Consider the following 15159-nt stretch of genomic DNA (forward strand, 5'->3'; position numbering starts at 1 on the left):
CGCGCACTGGCGCGCTTTATGGCCAAGGAGCAACTGTTCCAGCAGATCCTGCCGATCACCGGCGTCATCGTCGAATGCGGCGTCTACAACGGCGCCGGACTCTTCACCTGGGCACAGTTGTCGAATATCCACGAACCGGTCAACTACACGCGCAAGATCGTCGGCTTCGATACCTTCGAAGGCTTCCCGAGTGTCAACGCCGTGGACAACCAGGGCAGCCTGCACAGCCGGCCCGGCGACATCTGCGGCAGCCCACTGGAAGAGCTCGAACGCTCAGTCGAGAAGTACAACAGCGAGCGCCACCTGGCACACATCCCGAATGTCGAACTGGTCAAAGGCGACTTCACCCAGACCGCCGCGCAATACCTAGAAGCCAATCCGCACACCATCATCTCCCTGCTCTACCTCGACTTCGACCTGTACGAACCGACAAAGAAGGCACTGGAGCTGTTCCTGCCCCGGATGCCGAAAGGCGCCATCGTCGCCTTTGACGAGATCAACTGCGAGTCGTTTCCGGGCGAGACGCGGGCCCTGCAGGAGATCGTGGGGATCGGCACGCATGAGATCCGACGGTTTCCGTTCGAGCCGTGGGTGTCGTATATGGTGCTTTGAGGAAAGCAGCAGGCGAGGACAACAATAGCGGAAGCACGGCATAGCCCCCTACTGCACAGCCTCGGTGCTGTGCAGTAGGGGGCTGCCTTTTATTGGCATTTTTTCTTACGGCATCATCCAGAGGTTACAGACCACGGTTGTCTGGCATGGCCGGCACGTAAAGGCTGCTACTCGGCCGAAGCGGTCTTCCACCTTATCTGGCTTGAGCGTCCGTTCAGGGCCACATTCCAGCCATTTCCCTTGCGCCGTAGCCGAAGGGCAGCTTCCTGACTTGGGGAATGCTCACTTTCGACCCAAAGCAGAAGTTAGAGGCACGTCCGCCAACAGTCTCAAGTTCGGCCAATGCTGACGTTAACGTTCAGTTGAAGGAGTGGCAGCTATGAAGCAGTCAGCTGCCGTCCAGCCTACTTCAAGCCTGAACGGCAGCTTTCCCGGCCGATAACCGGCAGGAACCGACCCATTGTGGTCGTTGGCTCTGCCAAGGCCAGTAGTCAGAAAGCAGACGTTCGAAATTCAAAGCCGAACCGTATGGTAGCGCCATCGCCTTGCGTTTGGGAGGCCGAAGACCGACCCATCTGGAAAGATGCTGCACGACTCTTGCGGTGCGCTTAACTGTGCCGGTAGGTCGGCGAGCTGCTCGGCAAGAGCCAGCCCGGATGTTTTTATGGCGGATGCAATCGCCTTCAGCACCGCCAAGTCGATTCCCACAGCAGGGCGATCATAGAAATGAAATGGATACCAGTTGTACGGTTCAGCAACGACAGCGAATTCTCGGCCCCCATGTTCGTACACCAGAAATTCTGTTTTGACAGGTTGTGCATCAAACTCTTCTTCAACCGCTGTTCCGTACTGTCGCGTCAATCGCTCCGCAGCTTGGGATAGCCCCATTGCGCGTAACCACGCGCCATAGTTCTCACGTATCACTTGTTCACTGCGAAACGGCACATCGGCAGCCTTACCGTCGTCGCCATTGGGATCGACAATAGATAGTGCGGATGGGGCCCATGAGCCTTCGCGAAGACAGGAATAGACCACATACCCATTGTGGGGTGTCGGTTGTAGATAGCCCATCCACGGGTCAACTTGCTTAGTCAGCGCGTCTTTGAGAACAGATTTGATTTTAGTTGGACAGTTCTTCTCCAGAGTGAAACTGCCTTTCGACTCAATCAAAACCGTCTTGCTGCAATTTGAAAATAGAAAGTCGGCCATTTTTTCACCCTTATGCATGGCACCAGGACTTCCGGCTGAAAGCGATTGGACATGGGAACTCAAATGTGCATTGAAATTCAGACCGAGATGATGCCCATACAAGATGGCCAGACCTTGGCCAACTCGGCCTGCAAGGCTCGTCAAGGAGAAATCGTTTAGTGCTTTTGATGCACCGACCTTGAGTTGAATCGGCGACGTGCGGAAGTCAATCAGATTGTCAGCTTGAAGCAAGAAACCCAGGCCAGGCATCGTCAGATTGCGTCTGTTGAGATAATCAGCTTTGACAATCGCATGAGCCAACCCCCAGCCATTGAACGCCAAATCAGGCTGCTGTTTCGTTAGCTTGCCGAAATCCGGTGAATTGGGCAAGCGTTGTCTCCGAATGTCAGCCTCTTTCCACTCGTAGACTTCGATCGACGTTTTCCCTAGCGACCGGACAAAATTCAGAATGTCCCTCATCAACATTTGCGACTCCTTGACTATTGTTGTTTTGTATTACGGCTGTGTTGGTGCTACCTGAATGAGGCACTGTGCTAGTCACGTCGATCGAAGCCGCCGCGAAGTTGACCTTGGTGATCGTCAGCTACTGGCCGAAAACAGCCTGTCGTCGATGGCGGCAGTCGACTCAAGGCGGTTAGTCAGCGGCGAGCAAAGCAGTCACCAACGTTGGAACTAACGGGTGCGCTTCCGCGCGCCCCGTTGAATGAATTGTTAGCTGCGGCGGCTGCTCTAACCCACTGGCGTATATCTTCGAAGTCCTTTAGATCCATAGACCACTCCGTTGTGTTCTTCGCGGTCGCGAAGCTACGTGCATCTGGGGTAAAGCGAGACGTCGTGGCCAATACAGCCTGGTTTGCGCCCTCTTGCATTTGAACACCATAAAGTGCACGAACCAGCTCAACACTTACAGGATTATTAAGTGCGTAGCGTTTGCACTCAATTATGTATTTTGATTGAATTCCAAGGTCTGACCTGATTGCAATAATGTCTCTGCCACCGTCCCTTGTTTGTTTAGTCAATTGAACGCTAAACCCATGTAAGGAAAAGATATGCGCAATGAGCTCTTCGAATTTTCTTGGGTCAATGTCGTAAAGAATTTTCGGATTTTCTTTGGCGGCAAGGATTAAATCGGAAACTCTGGAGCATAAATTAGTGATGATCCTCTTTTCGCCAGGAAGATAGAGTCTGGACTCTTCCTCAAACGAATAAATCTCGCCCTGGAAGTGGACGTCAATATCTGCAAAGCCCCGGATTGTTTGAGCGCCATGGGCGTGTGTTTCACTGTGGTTGGGAACGCCAACTGGATACTCTGAGGCTTCGCAACTGACCTCTATTGTATTTCGACACTTTGGTCATTGCAGCTCAATTTCGCCTACATAAAATATTTCTGCCCCCATCTGTCGCTCATCCGCGCCAACCTGATCGATATCTAGGTCGGCGGCGTCGATGGAAAATGATTTTCCACATTTGTCACATCTACTCTCTGCGATTCTAGAGAGAGTTGTCATGGGAATCCTGATTCAGATAAACAGCTAATTTGGTATAGGGCGCAGATTTTCCAGATAACATTCCTGCGTACGCCCTAACATCCCGCAGAAACAAGGCGAGGATTGGCTTGCAAACTGGCTTTTCACGACTGTGCTGAATTTTTCTACATCATTAACAGAGTCCTGAAAAACCTCACCTTGCAGATTTCAGCTCCAGAGCATCGAATGACTGGTTTGAAGCGGCAAGCCTGACGGTTCTCTCCTGGCCGATAGTACCCCTTCAGCATCTCTTCCGGTAGCGGTCCTTCGCTGTGAGTTCAAGAATCTGACTCCGATCAACAGCAAGGAGCCAATCATGGAAACCCGCGAACATCCGCATCGGGAAGCCTGGAACAAAGGGAAGTTGGTTGGGCAGAAGGCCCCGCTCAAACCCAAAGACATCTGGGCGATTCGCATCCATCTCCAGAATGAGCACGCAGTACGAGGCCTCGCCATGTTTAACCTGGCGATCGATAGCAAGCTTCGGGGGTGCGACCTCGTCGGCCTGCGGGTGCGCGACGTGACGCACGGAAGCCAGTTGCTCTCACGCGTGATGGTCGTGCAGCGGAAAACGCAGCGACCTGTGCAGTTCAAACTGACTGAGCCTACACGCACGACCGTGGCAGCCTGGATCGCGAAAGAGGGATTGAAGTCGGAAGACTTCATCTTTCCGAGCAGGTTGCGCAACTCCCCGCACGTCTCCACGAGACAGTACGCGAGGATCGTCGAACACTGGATCGTGTCGGCCGGACTGGACCCGTCCGCCTACGGTACGCACTCGATGCGGCGGACGAAAGCGACCTTGATCTACAAGCGTACAAAGAACCTGCGGGCTGTCCAGCTCCTTCTGGGGCACTCGAAGCTTGAAAGCACTGTTCGATACCTTGGCATCGAGGTGGATGACGCACTGGAGATCTCAGAGCAGACGGAGATCTAGATCGTCATGTACGGCCACACGAGGATGCCCCGTGTGGCCGCTTTCTGGCATCATGTCGAATGCGTACTTTCGGCCAAGAGCAGTCGTAACAGATAGGCCGCACATGTGGCTTGAGTTCGGCCAGAGCTGCCATTCAAGAGGGCTGAGGTCAGCGGCAGCTTTGCAACATGACCGGACGAGCCAGCTCTTTGTGAAGTCATCCGCTGACAGTGCGAAACCAGCTAACGCTTCCGATTATTCACCGCGTCCGATCTTGGAAATCACCCCGCAATCATTAGGCTGATCAAACCCGGACGTCCCCTCAACATATGCCTTAACAAGCCGCCCGATGGACGAGACGACATCTTTTTCAGCACTGATGAATCCTAGGGGGAAGCTGACGGGATAGGAGTCACGCAGCGAGACATGATAGACGATAACCACGAACTCATCTTCAAAGTGCAGTACCTCCACACTTCCACCAAGGAAGCCCTCAATCAGCCCGCGAGCCTTATCAGTATTAGGTTCGAACTCCCTTTTCCATTGGCGTGCTGTCCTCTGATCTTCAGGGCCGGAGACGGGCAAAAAGATGGTCGGCGAATAGAGCCTTTTATCCTTCGTACTTGCCTTTTCGAGAAGCTCACTGACTCTTACTTGGAGACTGCTGCTCTTTCCCCAATACGGATCGCTAGGCGCAACCCAAAGGAAGGGAGTCTGCCCCACGTCCGCTCTGCTTTCGCGTCTCGCCTTGATGATCGGAGCCAGGTATTTTTGGACCAATTCCCAATTTGCGGACGAGTAGATTGGTCCAATAAAGGTGGATCTCTTCTTCTGACTGTTGGATTCCAGCTTCGCCAAGTCTTCAAAGAATTGCAGGCTAACCGAACTGCCCTTCGAGTCGAAGAGTTTCAACGTCTCGCCATCCCCAATCTCGATCATGGTTTTCGCAATCTCACCAAAATTGCTGGGTCTCGCCAAGCGGTCCAGTTCTAGAGAGATTTGCTCATGCACGTAGTCTGAACTTTTCAGCTTCTCGAAATCCTCTCGCTCGACGTTTCTTCCATCCTCGTCAATCTTGAACTGAACAGGCAGTCTGATGAGCGTCCGCTTAATCTTGTTCACCAAATTCACGGTGTAAACATTCGGCGAGTCTTTTTCGTCTTGGGTCAGCGATCTGGCAAGAAAACCCTTTTGCAAGATTTCATGGAACTGACGCTGGAAATGCTTTTCCACATGCGTCTGGCTACAAGATGCGTTCTCGTCGTCGACCTTGATTGAAAGACCAGATTTCCACTTTTCCGAAAAGTTGTCCTTCCCAAGGCATGAGAAAGTTGCGAGGTCAAAAGACAAGCAAGCTGTACTGTCGCGAAGCAGTGACAAACGCGGAACCTCGCCAAGTTCCGTGAAGTAACCGCTAGATTTCTCCGTAAGGGTCAGACGACCGTTTTCGGACAATGTCAGTTCGCCGCGTTCGACTAGGTCATCAATTGCCTCTTGAACTTCCTTGCGTGAAAAGCCGAAGAAGGTCGCGACCTGCGACATAGACATTGGTGCAAGGTGGATCAACCGAAGAACGAATTCCCGAACGAACGGCATCCCTTTTTGGGTGATGTACGAGAAACTGATGTTGAAGCGTTGCGCTGGCAACAGGAAGTCAATTTCGTGATAAATCGTAGTGTTTTCCAATGTCGTCACCTTAGCGGCTCTTCTTTGCGGACATGAACTTGTAGCCGGCGTCCTCGCCCATATCGCTCATGTAGGAAACAACCTGTCCGAGAGGCTTATCCTTGTTGTGGACCTTCCACATCTCCGCATTGCCAATGATCAACAGTCGATCCATGGCTCGGGACATCGCTACGTTAATTCGATTGGGAGTACGCAGGAAGCCAGGACTCTTTTGTTTGTCGGAACGCGTCAGGCTCAAGATGATAATTTGGTTTTCCTTGCCCTGGTAGCTATCGACAGTGTCGATTTTTACCAATGCCTTGAATCCATCGCTCCAAATCCCCTGGTTGAACTTCTGCCGAATCAACCGTTTTTGTTCGGCATACATGCAGATAACACCGATCAGCGCGTCATCCTTGTCCTTGAGGTTGGAAAGGTCAGCCAGGAATTGACCACTCTCTGAAATCTGCTTGAGCAGATCGATGACCTGTTCCGCCTCGCAACGGTTGTAAATACTGACGCCACGGTCACTCTGGTGATTGGCATGTTCGCCAAGCGATGATGTATCTAGCCATGTCACGGCAGAGCGAAGCGGACTCGGAGCACCCGCATAGATGTCGGGAATTGCCCGATCTCCATTGTTCAGTTTGCCGTCGTAGAAGGTATGGGAAACGAGATTACCGATGGGAGGAGCCATCCGATACTGAGTTAGCAGCGTAGCGCTCGCCTGCTTTCCATATTTCGAATTGAAAGCACGCGCAAAATCGCTTCGCAGCACTTCATCAAGCTCAGTGTGTTTGTCATTGATGCCGAGTCGGCGAGCCAGGGCAGACTTGTGAGCATCGGAGTACAAGGGGGGTAGTTGCAAATGGTCGCCAACCAGAAGAACGCGTTTTGCAGACTGCATTGCAATCGCCAGTTCGCTCGCGATTGAACGAGCCGCCTCATCGATGATTACGAAATCGTAGATGGTGTCGTGAACACCGATGTGTCCTTGCCCGATACCGACGCAGGTACCGGTTACCAGTTGTCTTGAGCGAGCGTAAAACTCGTCGATATTGACCCTCTCAGCCGACAGCGCATCCTGGATGTCACGGGATATACGAGCCAATGCCCGAACCCTTTTGGCTTCATTTGGACGGACGCCATACTCGGAACAGATATTTGAGAGTAGGATGGATTTCGCTTCTGAAACGGTGCTTTCCTTTGAGAGCGTAATTCCGTAGTCCGTGTGAAGTTTGGTTCGGATGCCTTCATCCAGTTCAACCGCGATCGATTTCAGGGCTTTGATATCACCCTCATCGTCAACGTTTTCGAAGCTCTTGAGGAGAAATTCGAGATGGTCAATTTGCTTGAACAACTTCAACTCAGCCTCGACGACCTTGGAGATGAATTCGGCGTCGAGACCTAGAGCATCCGATAGTGCTGCAACGCGGTAGCGGTATTCAGCATTGAACAACTCGCGCTTTTCTGCAGTGATGGCATGGGAGTAAACGTCCTTCAGGCCATGCGAAACCGCCCCTTCACGGTTGCTGAACCTGACGACTTCAAGCGAAGTCCCCAACCTCCGGCAGTGCTTTCGTATCCGCTCTGCAGCCGTGTTGACCGCTTCGTGAGACTGGCTGACTAGCAGGATTCTTCGCACACTCAGTTTTTCAACGAGAAAGTGGACAAATGCGGCGATGAATTCCGTCTTTCCTGTTCCAGGTGGTCCCTGCAAAAGCGACAGAGGACCGTAGTTCAGCAGCTTGGTGAAAGCCTCCCGCTGCTGCTCGTTGAGGCTAATCTTGTTCCCGTGCTGGTCTTCGCGGTCGTATCTGGCGAAGTCCTCGTCAGTAACGGAAATGTCGTACGGGGTCGCATCCTTATTGCAGGCTGGGTCGAACAAATCGAGGAGTTCAGGCAAGACCCCTTCCCGATCAAGCAGCCTTTCAAGAGCAGCTTTCCGCTTGCGGTATGAAGCCCTGTCTTGTTTGGTCCTGAAGAAGACGGTGTCGCCATCTTTAAGCCCATACGCTGAACTGCGTACCTTGTTCAGGCGGACTTCGTTCAACGCTGACTTCTTGAGGAAGACTTCCCCTATGAATTTTTCTGCACCATCCTGATCAATGAGGAGAGCCTCGACTTCGTCCGTGCTTGCGAAAGTTCCCAAGGGGTCGACATCCGCTTCATAAGGAAGCACCAGTTCGGATTCTGAGTCGGAAGGCTTGAATGAAGCACCATTCAGTTCGATATTCGGGCTTGACTCAATCTCCGTGGCGAGGATAGCCCGCCAAAGAGCCTGCGTCGAAATATCGACTGTAATTTCCGAATGTGCCTCCCCGATGGAGGCTTCCGCCCTCTGGAAAATATCTTTCAGTTGTTGGCTCAGTTCTGATTCATCGATTTTGGGCGGAACGATCTGGAGTATTTCGATAGAACGATGGAATGCATCATCATTGCGAAGATGCTCCGACAAGCTTGATAATTGAGTCGGTCGTCCAAGTTTGATGCGTATTGCCGTACTGATCTCGAATTGGCTTTCTTCCGTTACCCTGGAATGAACATCAGATCTGATTCGGGGGGGTAACGCTCCGACAAAACATCGCTGCTCCTTGTCGTAGAAAGCGACAAACGAGCCCCCAATGCCAGAAAAAGTCACCGAATAATCAGTCTTGCCTGTCTTCGGCGCCTCCACTTTGACATAAAGATGCCCGTTGTCCGGCAATATCGTCACCGGCTCATTAACATTGGTGAGTGTTATTTCGACGAATTGCTGTTGCTGCGCTTCGTCTGCGGTCGTCAGTGCCTTTTTAAACCGCCCCAAATCCTTGAAGCCAAATTCCAGGTCATTCAGTTCCGACTGAACTACTTCCGAAATTCTTGGATAGGATTTTGACTCCTCGCTCCACTCCAATCCAAGCAACTCGCAAGACATACGGAGTACCGCAAAGATGTCACGCTGTTCGGATGAGCTTCCGTCGATATTCTCGGGGCTATACCGATGATTTTTGGATTCTGCGGTGTTGTGGGAAAAGTCAGGAATATCTATCAGATACACATTCCCGCTTTCCCTCGCCAGCATCACATTGTCAGGGTGAAGGTCGCCATGCGAAATGCCGAGACCATGAAGATGCTCGACGGCATCTGTCAGCTTCTCGACTACCCCTAGTTTGTCCGCATCATCAAGTGCAGCGTCCGCCCACGTTGTTCCATCAACAACGTCGGTCACCAAATACATGCTGCCCGACCTTGCCGCGAGTCCGTAATCAAGAATTCGTGGCAGGTATGTGGGATTCACCGCTGCTAACTTTTCCAGCCGCCTCAAGAAGGTGAGAACGCGGAAATTACGTACTGAATCATCCCCTTTGCTACCTACATTGAACCAAGCTTTAACTAGCCTTCCTTCTGAGACATAGACTTCTTTGTCATCGGTCGAAACCAGAAATTCGCCTGGATCAGGAAACTGCCTCGTGTGGGAGATTTGGCGCCGATAAGCGTCCAGTTCTGAATCGTCGAATGTCGGTATGGGCTCTCCCTGCGGCTCTGCTCGCTTCAAGGCATCGAAGAATGCTGACGCATCCTTGAATTGCCCTATCACTGCGTCAAGAAGAACCCCTGCGTACCATTCACTGCTTGAAAGTATTTCGTTCTGAATATTCTCCAGACTCTTCGGAGACATTCTTTGCGCAGTCAGGAGATGCCATGAGACAAGTCCAAGCGCATGGACGTCTTTCTGGAACGGAGTCGTTGACGGGTCGTCCAACATCTCCTTGACCTCAATAGCTCCCACCGAAAGGTGGCCTCGATAGTCGCCAACCGTGCCTATTGGTTGGTGGTAAGCGGAGATAAAGTTTGAGAGCGCAATTTCTTTAGAAGGCGACAACCAAAGACAATGGTCTGCAATATCACGGTGAGCGATCTTGATCCCATGTAGGTCTGCGAACTTCGCAATAAGCAGCTTCGTGAGGTTCAGTCGGTCGTTATGGTTAAACGATTGGCCGTACTTGCCCACGAACTCGTTGAACCTCACATGTCCAGGTGGAAGCTCGTAGAGTTCGCTGTACTGCGAGGTAACCTCATCCTTTTCGAAACTCGTTAGCGAGCGGAGGCAGTGGTTGTACAGGTCACGATTCTGATGGTTGATGAACTGCAACACCTCCCTCTCGCGAGAGACGATTTCAGCCCTGCCCTGTGAAGTAATGGCCTTGTTCCCATCGAGCTTCTTGAAATTCCAGACCCGCAGCAGCGCCTCAGTACCCTTCGATATCTCCGAACTTGCCAGATACTCCTTGTAGACTGCGTTCGGATGTACAAAAATCTCCTCGACCGCTGTGTAACCACCAATCTTCAACGCCTTCGGCGCCGTATTGCCGCTCAGGAACAATTCGTCGAATAACGGAAAGTCCTGATTTAGCACCTTGGCAGCGGGATGGGGACGGAAGCGCCTCTCGAACACCCCTTTGTCTGAAAAAATGAGAAAGTCTTTCAGGGAAATCGTATGACTGAGTTCAACCTCTGGCAGCTGACTGAAATCAGCATTCCCGGTCATCACCACGAAATATTCAACAAAAGGAGTGTATCCCTTGTTTTTAAACCTCTGACTAAGCCTTTTTAGCTTGTTTGAGAGGGTGTATTGCTTGCTTCTCGTGACGCTAACAGGAGACCGCCCCATGTTCTTGTCGCCCTTGAACCAAACGTCACCGCTTGCCGTGATGGGCGCATGATTCCAATCTTTCAACTCTACAACGATGACATTGCAATGGGTCACGATCACCAGGTCGAATTCGCCCTCCTTACCCTTCGAGTCGATGAATCTAAAGCCGGCATAACCCTTCCAAGGGAACATGCTGTTGCGCCCTAGCTTGTTTTGAAGCTGATCTCGAAGTGAACCGCCTCTTGCCTGGGGCTTGCTATCAGGCTGATCATCAGAGAACGCCGCCCGGATTTTTTTGATTGCCTCAATCTCTTGTTCTTGAAGGCCGCCATCCCAAATTTCGATATCCAAAACTCTTCCTTTTGCTGCCTTAGCTCTACATCTGCCCAAAAATGACATTTTGCATAAAACAAAAGCAAGTTTACCTCAGGAGCATCTTCAGGGCTTCAAAGAAAGCCCCTGTTCGCTATCGGCAACATTGAAGACCTTGTGCAAACCACCTCCCCATGTCCGCTTCGGCCGAACAGCGGCCACAAGATGCCCCCCCCCCCCGTCGCACCACAGTGCCCAGCAGAACTCAGTTCACATGGTGCCAACATCGCCGGTGCGCAATCAGCCACTGCCCTCTCGAGAAACGGAAGCAAAGCTTTGTGAGAAGGAGGCCTTATCCAGCTATTTGTGCCAACACAGAGAAGGCTTCCAGACCGGCCCACTTCATCTAGTATCAGCTGCACAAGCCTTGGGCCAACGCCCACACCATTGATCGTTCCTGCTTACATAGTGCTTACACGAACCAGAAAAGCAAAAGGGGTTACAGCAACTTATTGCTATAACCCCTTGATTTTACTGGTGCCGACTACCGGAATCGAACTGGTGACCTACTGATTACAAGGCAGTTGCTCTACCAACTGAGCTAAGTCGGCGCGGGGCGGATTATGCCTGCGGAGTGCGTTGCGGGCAAGCTCTGGCGCTGGCGGACGGGTAGAATGTCCACAATGCTGCCCAATCGCGGCCTACAACAAATAATGACCGAAAACGCCCTGCCCTCATGATTGCTCTCTCTCGCGCGGTCAAGCCCGCCGCCATCACCGTTGCCGTCCTGGCTGCCCTCGGGGCCGTGACTTATGTGTCCGGTCCGCTGTTCGTCAAGGATCTGGTCGAGGAAAAGCTCGGCGAAGCCCTGCTCGGGCGCAAGGTCAATATCGGTGAACTGACGCTGAACCTGTATACGCTGACGGTTCAGGCCGACAATGTGCGCATCAGTGAAGCGGACGGCAGTACGCCGTTCGCCAAGTTCGATCATCTGCTGGTCAATCTCGGCGTTGCTTCGCTCGGAGGCGGTGTTCGCATTCAGGCGCTGGATCTGGCCGGGCCGGACGTTCATCTGATCCGGGTCGCGGACAACCGCTACAACATCAGCGATCTGGTAGAGAAGTACAGCAAACCCAGCGACTCCCCCACCCTGTTCGCACTGGCCAATCTTCGCGTCACTTCCGGTCGCATCGTGTTCGAAGACCGGCCGCTGACCAAGACGCAGACGGTCGACCGGCTGACGCTGTCGCTGCCGTATCTGTCCAATTTCCCTGCCGACCTCGATGTCGACACCAAGCCGGATTTCTCCGCCCGTCTGAACGGCAAGCCGGTCTCGCTGCTTGGCGACAGCAAGGTGTTCAAGTCGTCACACGACAGCAGCCTGACGGTCAAGCTCGACGGCGTCGATCTGATGCCGCTGCTGCCGTATCTGCCGGTCGCGTTGCCGGTGCATGTCAATTCGCTGAAGCTGGATACCGACCTCAAGGTCGATTTCAAGGATGCAAACAACGCGCCGCAACTGACGCTGAGCGGCGTGGTCGGCCTGCGCGATCTGGCGCTCAGCGACCGCCAGGGCGTCGCACTCGGAGAACTGGAACGGGCATCGATCCATATCAGTCATCTGAAGCCGTTCGCGCACGACATCGCCATCAAGGAGGTCTCGGTCACGGCGCCGAAGCTGGCGGTCACCCGCGCCCGGGATGGCCAGTTTAACTGGCTGCGGGCGCTGGTGCCGTCCCGGCCGGCCCCGGTTGTACCGGCAGCGGACAGCAAGGTCACCCCGTGGCGCTGGTCGCTGGACAATGCGCGCATCCGCCGCGGCGAGGTGCTGTATCGCGATGACATGCCGGCCGGCGGCTACCGCACCCGGGTCAATGACCTGTCATTCGACCTGGCCCGGCTGAACAGTGCTTCGACCACGCCGGCACCGGTCCGGCTGCATGTCAGCACCGACCGTAACGAGAAGCTGGCGATCGATGGCCGCCTGACGCTGCAGCAGATGAGCAGCGACGGGACCTTCACTCTGGAAAACCTCGATGCCGGTGCATTGCGCGACTATGTCGCCCCGGTGCTGAAGCCCTATTCCCGGCTGCGGCTGGACAGCCTGCACGCCAATGCCGACGGCGCCTTCACCTTTGCGCTGGAAAACGGCGCACCACGTTACTCGCTGCGCAATGGCAATGTCGGCCTTGCCGACCTGAAGCTGAGCGAAAGCGCGCGTGACCCGGCGATCGAGTTCAAGCAGCTCGCGGTCAGCGATATTGCGCTGGACAGCAGCAGCAAGCGGGTTGAAATCGGCCAGGCCGTACTCAAGTCGCCGGTTGTTCATCTGCTGCGCGATCGCCGTGGCGACAATGTCGAGCGCTGGTTCATCGCGCAGAAACCCGCGCCGGCGGTACGCGGTTCGCAATCATGGCGGGTGCTGACCAGTCAGGCGTCGGTCGAAGACGGGTCGCTGCTGCTGAAAAGCACCCAGCAGCGCCGCAATGTGGTCGTCAACCTGACCCGGCTGAATGTGCGCACCCGCAATGTCGACAGCGGCCGGCTGGCGCAGTTGCCTATCGAGGCCGATGCCGTCGTCAACCAGCGCGGCAAGCTGGCGCTGAAGGGCAGCGTCGACGTGGCACGCCAGAGCGGCACGCTGAATGTCGATGCGCGCTCGATCGACCTGTCGCCGCTGACCGTGCTGCCGACCCGTGACATCCGGGTCAACGTCAAGCGCGTCGATCTGAATGCACGCGGCCAGTTGCGCTTTGCCAATGCGCCGGCCGGCATGGAGGCCGGCTACCGTGGCACGCTGGCGCTGAACAATGTTCTGGCACTGGATGAAATCAATCGCGGGCTGGAACTGGCGCGCTGGCGCACGCTGGCGCTGGACGGCATCGATTTTGCCTACGGGCCGAAAGTGCAGCGCCTGCATGTCGGCACGATCAATGCGAACGACTTCTTCGTTCGCGCCGTGCTCAGCCAGGACGGCCGGCTGAACTTCCGCGAGATCCAGGGCGACTTTGCCGGCCCGACGCAACCGGCCGGCATCGCCCTGGTCAAGGCACCGGAGAAAGCCGATACCCGCACCACCCTGTCCGGCACCTCGACCACCACGGTCGAAGGCCAGCGTCCGGTCCCGCCGGTCCCCAGCGGTCCGCCGATGGACATCAGCGTCAACCGCATCGTGCTGAACCGCGGCTGGATCAACTGGACCGACAACCTGATCCAGCCGAACATGCGCGCCGATCTGACCCAGCTGAGCGGCAGCATCGGCCGCATCGCCACCCGCGACAATGCCGCCGGCGCCATCGACATCAAGGGCCGGGTCAACCGCGATGCGCCGCTGACGCTGTCCGGCAAGGTCAATCCGTTCGCCAAGCCGCTGCTGCTGGACCTGAGCGCCAGCGTCAAGAGCATGGATCTGCCGGCGCTGACGCCGTATTCGCGCAAATATGCCGGCTACCCGATCGAGAAGGGCAAGCTGTCGCTGGACCTGCACTACCGTATCGCCGACAACCAGCTCAAGGCCGACAACCGCCTGTTCCTCGATCAGCTGACCTTCGGTGACAAGGTGGACAGCCCGGACGCGACCTCGCTGCCGGTATTGCTGGCGGTCAAGCTGCTGAAAAACCGCAAGGGCGAGATCGATGTGAACCTGCCGGTCAGCGGCACGCTGGACGATCCTGATTTCAGTATTGGCGGCGTGATTTTCCGGGTGATCGTGAATCTGCTGGAGAAAGCGGTCACCGCACCGTTCGATCTGCTGGCTCATGCCTTTGGCGGCGATGTCGCCCAGTTGTCGCATCTGGACATGGTCGGGACCGGGCTGACGGCGGACAACCGCAAGCAGCTCGACACGCTGGCCGGCATGCTGGCCGACAAGCCGGACCTGAACCTGGAAATCCGTGGCGTCGCCGATGTCGACGGCGCCCGCCGTGCCCATCTCGAACAGGAGATCAAGCGCCGCTGGCGGAATGACGACGCAGCGGATGACGATGCCGAGCCGGGTACGGCCCAGCGCAACAAGCTGCTGAAGGCGGTCTACGACGATGGCAGCTTCAAGAAGCCGCGCAACCTGATCGGCTTTGCCAAGTCGCTGCCGCCGGCGGAAATGGAACAGCTGATCATCGCCAATACCAAAGTCAGCGAACGCGATGTACAGCAGGTGGCCAGCCGTCGTGCGCAGGAAGTCAAACGCTACCTGGAAGAGCAGGCAAAGGTCGACCCGTCGCGCCTGTTCCTGCTGGCCGGCCAACAGGGCGACAAGAACGGGGTGGATTTCAGCCTGAAATGAG

The 15159-nt window shown here is 54.8% G+C and carries 7 protein-coding genes and 1 tRNA gene; 3 read left to right on the top strand and 5 right to left on the bottom strand.

The features are described 5' to 3' along the window. On the top strand, positions 1–612 hold a 612-nt coding region (locus tag Q352_RS0113140; RefSeq protein WP_028499743.1), incomplete at its 5' end, for a TylF/MycF/NovP-related O-methyltransferase. 513 nt (positions 613–1125) lie between these two features. Here Q352_RS0113140 and Q352_RS0113145 read toward each other — a convergent pair. Together Q352_RS0113145 and Q352_RS24445 are read right to left on the bottom strand one after the other, a co-directional pair. Beyond that, positions 1126–2280 (bottom strand): hypothetical protein, encoded by a 1155-nt coding sequence (locus tag Q352_RS0113145; RefSeq protein WP_156952551.1) that lies wholly within the window; start codon positions 2278–2280, stop codon positions 1126–1128. A gap of 179 nt (positions 2281–2459) precedes the next feature. Continuing rightward, the gene (locus tag Q352_RS24445; RefSeq protein WP_084300163.1) at positions 2460–3155 is read right to left on the bottom strand and encodes a restriction endonuclease; all 696 of its coding nucleotides are present in this window, start codon (positions 3153–3155) and stop codon (positions 2460–2462) included. 508 nt (positions 3156–3663) lie between these two features. Between Q352_RS24445 and Q352_RS0113150 the strand changes: the two genes are divergently transcribed. After that, positions 3664–4284, top strand: a complete 621-nt coding sequence (locus Q352_RS0113150) for a tyrosine-type recombinase/integrase (RefSeq protein WP_028499745.1) — start codon at positions 3664–3666, stop codon at positions 4282–4284. A gap of 234 nt (positions 4285–4518) precedes the next feature. Here Q352_RS0113150 and Q352_RS0113155 read toward each other — a convergent pair whose 3' ends face one another. From Q352_RS0113155 to Q352_RS0113165, 3 genes are all read right to left on the bottom strand, one after another. Further along, entirely contained in the window at positions 4519–5949 is a 1431-nt protein-coding gene (locus tag Q352_RS0113155) for a hypothetical protein (protein ID WP_028499746.1), read from the bottom strand. A 10-nt stretch (positions 5950–5959) separates the two neighbouring features. Then, positions 5960–10915, bottom strand: a complete 4956-nt coding sequence (locus Q352_RS0113160; protein WP_028499747.1) for an AAA domain-containing protein — start codon at positions 10913–10915, stop codon at positions 5960–5962. Between the two features lie 496 nt (positions 10916–11411). Continuing rightward, positions 11412–11487: transfer RNA gene (locus tag Q352_RS0113165), tRNA-Thr, on the bottom strand. 125 nt (positions 11488–11612) lie between these two features. On the opposite strand from Q352_RS0113165, the gene Q352_RS0113170 reads away from it, so the two are divergent. Then, on the top strand, positions 11613–15158 hold the full coding sequence (locus tag Q352_RS0113170; protein ID WP_028499748.1) for a DUF748 domain-containing protein: 3546 nt from the start codon (positions 11613–11615) through the stop codon (positions 15156–15158). Position 15159: the final 1 nt, after the last annotated feature.

Source organism: Microvirgula aerodenitrificans DSM 15089, from assembly GCF_000620105.1.
Lineage (GTDB): Bacteria > Pseudomonadota > Gammaproteobacteria > Burkholderiales > Aquaspirillaceae > Microvirgula > Microvirgula aerodenitrificans.